The 5,744-nt window shown below is 67.1% G+C and carries 6 protein-coding genes; all 6 read right to left on the minus strand.

Annotated features, from left to right (window positions below; all coding sequences use genetic code 11):
• Positions 1–16: 16 nt before the first annotated feature.
• Positions 17–457, minus strand: coding sequence for a hypothetical protein (locus tag VEY12_11940; GenBank protein HYM40828.1), 441 nt, complete (start codon positions 455–457; stop codon positions 17–19).
• Between the two features lie 4 nt (positions 458–461).
• The gene (locus VEY12_11945) at positions 462–1,955 is read right to left on the minus strand and encodes a CoA-acylating methylmalonate-semialdehyde dehydrogenase (protein HYM40829.1); all 1,494 of its coding nucleotides are present in this window, start codon (positions 1,953–1,955) and stop codon (positions 462–464) included.
• A gap of 12 nt (positions 1,956–1,967) precedes the next feature.
• Positions 1,968–3,356 (minus strand): aspartate aminotransferase family protein, encoded by a 1,389-nt coding sequence (locus VEY12_11950; protein ID HYM40830.1) that lies wholly within the window; start codon positions 3,354–3,356, stop codon positions 1,968–1,970.
• Between the two features lie 168 nt (positions 3,357–3,524).
• Positions 3,525–4,052 (minus strand): hypothetical protein, encoded by a 528-nt coding sequence (locus VEY12_11955; GenBank protein ID HYM40831.1) that lies wholly within the window; start codon positions 4,050–4,052, stop codon positions 3,525–3,527.
• Positions 4,053–4,224: 172 nt separating this feature from the next.
• Entirely contained in the window at positions 4,225–5,256 is a 1,032-nt protein-coding gene (locus VEY12_11960) for a hypothetical protein (GenBank protein ID HYM40832.1), read from the minus strand.
• A gap of 58 nt (positions 5,257–5,314) precedes the next feature.
• A partial coding sequence (locus VEY12_11965; GenBank protein HYM40833.1) for an MFS transporter occupies positions 5,315–5,744 on the minus strand: 430 nt, incomplete at its 5' end.

The following is a 5,744-nucleotide window of genomic DNA, read 5'->3' on the forward strand; positions in this document are numbered from 1 at the left end:
CGAACCGTCTTGGCCCCTAGGCGGGAAAGGCCTCACGCAGACGCGCGAGGTTGCGCTGGTTCTCCACGGCGAGCTTCTGCAAGGTCCGAGCAGCCTCGGTCAGCAAGGACTTCGCGATCAGGGACGATTCCGCGTACAGGCGCGCGCCCGCCTCCTCGACGCCGAGAGCCTTCGGCCGGATGTCCGCAGCGCTCGCGAGATCGGCGTCGAACACGTACCGCGCGCCCTCGAGTCCGCTGATCGGCTCCAGGACCATTTCGTTCAGCTTCTGTTGCCTCGTTCGCTCAAGGAGCGTTCGCCGGCTCTCGTGCTGTTCGGAGAGCTCCCGTGCGAGGTCCTTCTGCGTCCCGGGCGCCAACCACCCGGCGGCTGTGCGGTACAGGGAGGCGCTCGAGGCCTCCAAGAGCAGGGCGTATCGAATCAACGAGCCGAAGTTCGTGAGCTCGGGTAGATCCATCGCGTCAGACCCAGCGCGTGATGACGACCTTGCTCTCCGTGAAGAACCGAATCGCGTCCCGCCCTTGCGGATGGAGATCCCCGAAGAACGAGTTCTTCATCCCGCCGAAGGGGAAATAGGCCATCGCCGCGGCAACCCCGAGGTTGACTCCGATGCTGCCCGCTCGCACCCGGTACCGGAAGTCGCGCGCCGCCTTCCCGCTCGAGGTGTAGATGGACGCGGCGTTCCCATACGGGCTCCGGTTGATCCACGCGATCGCTTCGTCCAGGTCCTTCATCGTGACGAAGCTGGCCACGGGGCCGAAGATCTCCTCCTTGGCCACGGTCATGTCCGGCGTGACGCCATCCAGAACGGTCGGACCCACGAAGTAGCCGTCGTACCCGGGGACCCTCGCCTTGCGGCCGTCCAAGGCGACCTCGGCGCCCTCCGCCTCGCCCTTGTCGATATAGCCGAGCACCCGCTCCTGGTGCTTCCTGGTTATCACAGGCCCCATCTGGACCGTCTCGTCCAAGCCGTACCCGAGCTTGAGCTTGGAGGCCGCGGCCGAGAATTTCTTGCGGACCGCGTCGTGGGCTTCGTCCAGGCCGACGATGACGGACCCCGCGAGGCAGCGTTCGCCGGCGGTGCCGTAGACGGAGGAGATCATGTTGGGTACGATCCGGTCGAGCTTGGCGTCCGGGAGGACCACAAGGAGGTTCTTCGCGCCTCCGCCGCACGCCGCGCGCTTGCCGTGCGCGGCGGCCCGGGCGTACACGAGCTTCGCCACCGCGGTGGACCCGACGAACGAGACGCCTCGGATGTCCGGGTGGTCGCAAATCGCCTCGACGCTCTCCTTTGCCCCGTGCACCAAGTTGAACACGCCGGGAGGGAAACCCGCCTTCTCGATGAGCTGGGCAAGGTAGACCTGGACAATCGGATCCTGTTCGGAAGGCTTCGCAATCCAGCAGTTCCCCGTCGCCACCGCATAGGGCCAGAACCAGGACTGGACCATGGCGGGGAAGTTGAACGGGCTGATGCCGGCGAAGACGCCGAGCGGTTGATACAGGACTTCCTCGTCAATGCCCGCAGCCGCCCCGTCCTCCAGGTTGTAGCCCATCATCAGGCTGGGGATGCCCGCGGCGACCTCGACGTTCTCGATCGCGCGGCGCACCTCCCCGCGCGCCTCGTCGATGATCTTGCCGTGATCCTGGGACACGATGCGTGCGAGCTCCTCGAAATGCCCCTCCATCAGGTCGCGGAGGGTGAAGAAGTACCGCGCACGGGAGATCGGGGGCGTCTCCCGCCACTCCTCCCACGCCCCGAGGGCCGCCTGGACCGCAGCGTCGATGTCCTCCTTGGGGGACAGGGGGACGCGCGCAATTCGCTCACCCGTCGCGGGGTTCGTGTCGTCGAGCCAATCCCGTGCCGTGGAGGGGACCCACTTCCCGCCGATCAAGTTCTTCAGGTCCCCGTAGTCCTTCTGGACCTCGGGGAGCAGGGTCGCGGTCTGGGTGACCATGATGGCACCGCCTCACGACGTGGCCTTGAGGGCCGCGGCGATCGTGTCCTCGAGGCGGTCGAACGCCCGGTTCATCAGGGACAGTGGGATGTTCAGGGGCGGCAGAAGCCGCACGCAGTTGCCGTAGTACCCCGCGGGCAGGAGCATGAGTCCGTTCTGGAGACCCCCGAGCTGCACCGCGCGGGCGAAGTCCGGATCCGGTTCCTTCGTCCCTCGGTCCTTGACGAACTCCATGGCCCACATCGCGCCGATGCCGCGCACCTCGCCCACGCGCTCGAAGCGGTCGTAGATCTCGTCCAGGCGCGTGTGCATGAGCGCCTCGAGCCGCGGCACCTTGGGAAGGGCCTTCTGAATCACCTTCACGGCCTCGAGCGCCGCAGCGCAGACCACCGGGTTGCCCCCGAACGTCCCCCCGAGGCTCGCGGGTCCGGGCGCCTCCATGATCTTCGCGGGCCCGGTGACCCCGCCGAGGGGAAGGCCGCCGCCGAGGGCCTTGCCGCTCACGAGCAGGTCGGGCACGGTCTTCCAGTGGTCGATGCCCCAGAGCAGGCCCGTGCGGCCCATGCCCGCCTGGACCTCGTCGTCGATCAGGAGGATGCCGTGGTCGTCGCACAGCCTCCGGAGCAGGGGGAAGAACTCCTTGGGCGGCACGATGATCCCGCCCTCGCCTTGCACGGGCTCGGCCACGAGCATCCCCACCTGGCCGTCGAGCTCAGGCTTCGTGATGGCCGCCTCGATCTCCTCCACGCGCGCTTTGGCACAATCCGCGGGCGAACGGTTCTCCGGATCGCGGTACGGGTAGGCATAGTCCATGATTAGGACCTCGCGCACGAGCGGCCCGAAGCCCTCGCGGTACGGCTTCTCCTTGCCCGTGAGGCTGATGTCTAGGAGCGTGCGCCCGTGGAACGCCGTCCGGAAGGAGACGATCCAAGGTTTCTTCGTGTACGCGCGGGCGATCTTGACCGCGTTCTCGATGGCCTCCGAACCTGAGTTCAGGAAGATGCTTTGGGTCATCCCGGGCGGGCAGATCTCCGCCATGACCTCGGCGAGGTCCGTGTACGGGCCGTACGTGGAGACCATGTAGCAGATGTGGGTGAGCTTGTCGAGCTGCGCCTTCGCCGCCCGGATCACCTCCGGAGGCCGGTGGCCCGCGTTGTGGACCCCGATGCCCACGCCGAGGTCGATGTACACGTTACCGTCCGCGTCCTGGACGAACGGTCCCTCCGCGCGCGTGAGCTCGAGGGGAAGCCCGACGCGCAACCCCTTCGTCACGAACTGCTCCTTGCGGGCCAAGGCGGCCTTCGACTTGGGGCCTGGCGGTGCGACGACGATCTTCGGGCCTGTCAATCCCTTTCGTGCGTGAACCTTCCGTGCGGTCTTCTTCGGAGAGCGCTTCGCCATGGTATCGTAGCTCAGGAGCCGCCCAAGAGGCGGTCCTCTCGGCGACAAAGGCCTGGGGGATTATAGGCTTTGTACCGGTTGCATTGGCACCGCTACATACTCTCCGTTCCGAGGAGGTGCGCGGGAGCGCCCTCCTCGGAGGGGGAAAGAAAGAGGGTGGTCCCCGCGTCACCATCCGGTGAGGGGGACCACGGTGCACACGAAGGACCCGCCCGGCTCGACCAAGATCACGTCGTGCACGCTCGCAGCAGCCTCGATTGCGGCAACCGACGTGAGGGCCTGACCATTCACTGACTTCGCCAGGCAGAGTCCGTTCGCAAAGGAGGGGCACGACTCAGACCCCACCACGCAAGCCGAGCTGTGCGGGTTGCAGAACGCGATCACGACGTCCCAGTTGGCCGTATACTCCCCGTGCCCGTCCGACGGCATCGACAGCACGTGGTCATGGACGACCCCGATCGGCTCGTTAGCGGATCCTTGCGGGGTGGCCGTCTGCGGTGCCACGAGGTACAGATCCCGATGGGAGATCGCGTTCGAGGGATTGGTGGGCCCGTGAATCATGAGCCACACCTGGCCGTCGCCCCACGCTTCCTCCGTGGCGGCCGCTGCCCGAGCGGGCATCGCCGTCACGAGACACAACGCCACCAGGGCCAAGGCGACCAGAATCGCCCCGACCCCCGCTGCTGCTTTCGTCATGACCTGCGCGAGGTGCGCGAAAAGTAGATGGCGGATTTTCGTGCGGATGTGGCCGATTTTTCGCGCCGAGCCTAAGGGCGTCCCCGTTGGTGGACGTACTCCCGGACCGCGGCTTCGTCGTATGCGAGCCGCACGCGCAGCGTGATCCCGCCGCGGCCCCGTGCCCCGGGGATCACGCGGGTCTCCACGAGCCCGTGTGAGGTGAGTTCCCCCATGATGGGGTTGACGCCTCCCTGCCGTGGGTACAGACTCGACGGAGACAGGCCGGTGTCCCGGGCGATCTGGACGAGGCTTCTCCATCCCGCCTCAGGCTCGGGGAACCGCTTCCTCTGGGCGTCCTCCACGAAAGCCGTGACCAAGCATTCGAAGACCTTCGCGGCCCTCGGGTTCTCGAGATGCAGTGCGGGCTCCACCTCGGGCCCCCGCCGCGGGTCTCGGCCGCCGAGCGCCGCGGCCGACTGGGGACCCGCTCCCCGACACGGGCCGGTCCGAGGACGCGTACCTGCCCGCGGGCCGTCAGGGTGAGCAGGCGCCAACGGGAGTCGACCGCCATGCCGCGGATGGCGCGCACCCGCAGGAGACGCTCGAGCTGGCCCTCCACCTCGCGCGTCCGCAGGTCGAGCACCACGTCGGCCAGGGTTTCGAACTTGCGGTAGAACGGCTTGGAGTGGACGCCCGCCGTGAACCCGTGGACGAACAAGAAGTCCCGCTTGCGCGCCGCCTCGAACGCGCGCGTCCGGAAGAAGTCGATCACCTCGCGCTCCCGGTTGTAGTGCAGGAGCACGGAATCGTTCTCGTCGATGTGGAGCAGGTGGTGCTCCTCGGGCTCCTGGAGCACCCCCGTCGAGCCCTTCTTCCAGTCCGCGATCCGGAGCGACTGGGAAGCGAACTCGTACGGGCGGTGGAGGACGGGGTCCGCGAGCCCCGTCTGCGGACTGTAACTGTCGATGAGACGGAGGCGACCCTGCCGCTGCGCGGCAACCACGTTCACGCCTTGCTTCTCGAGCGACGCCACCACGTCGTCGGGCATGTGCTGGAACGTGTGGTAGTCCGTGCGGATGCCTCCCGCCAGCGCGTTGGCCGCGAGCGTGACGGAAGTCTCGTACCAGGGGGAATGCGACTCGTACTCGACGAGTACGACCGTCCCGAAGCGGAAGGTGCCGGCGGGCAGTCCGCTGAGCAAGGACAGGCGATCGGCCGCCAAGCGTGTGCCCCGTCACCCATCGTGAACGTCGGTATTTATGGGAACGCCGTACCGCGCGCTACGTGAATGTCTGTCCCTTGGTCTCGGGCCCCACTCCGGCGAGGAAGAGCCCGCCGATCGCCATGACCACTGCAATCACCGCGAGGGGCACGAGCACGCCGCCGGTCGCCGTGTAGATCACAAAGAACAGGGGCGACGCGAAGATGGCGGTAATCTTGCCCACGGTCTCACCCATGCCGAACCCCGTCGCGCGGTACTGAGTCGGGAACAGCTCTGGAGTGTATGCGTAGACGGCGCCCCACGCTCCCAGGTTGAAGAAGCTCACGAACGCGAGGCTCGCGAACAGGACGGCGATCTCACTCGCTGTGGCGAATGCGAACCCGCTGACTCCGCCTAGGATCAGGAACAGCGCGAGCGTGCGCTTGCGGCCCCACCGCTCGACCAGGATCATGGAGGCCAGGTAGCCGGGGAACTGGGCCACTGCAGAC

The organism is Thermoplasmata archaeon (assembly GCA_035632695.1).
In the GTDB taxonomy this organism is placed as follows: domain Archaea; phylum Thermoplasmatota; class Thermoplasmata; order RBG-16-68-12; family RBG-16-68-12; genus RBG-16-68-12.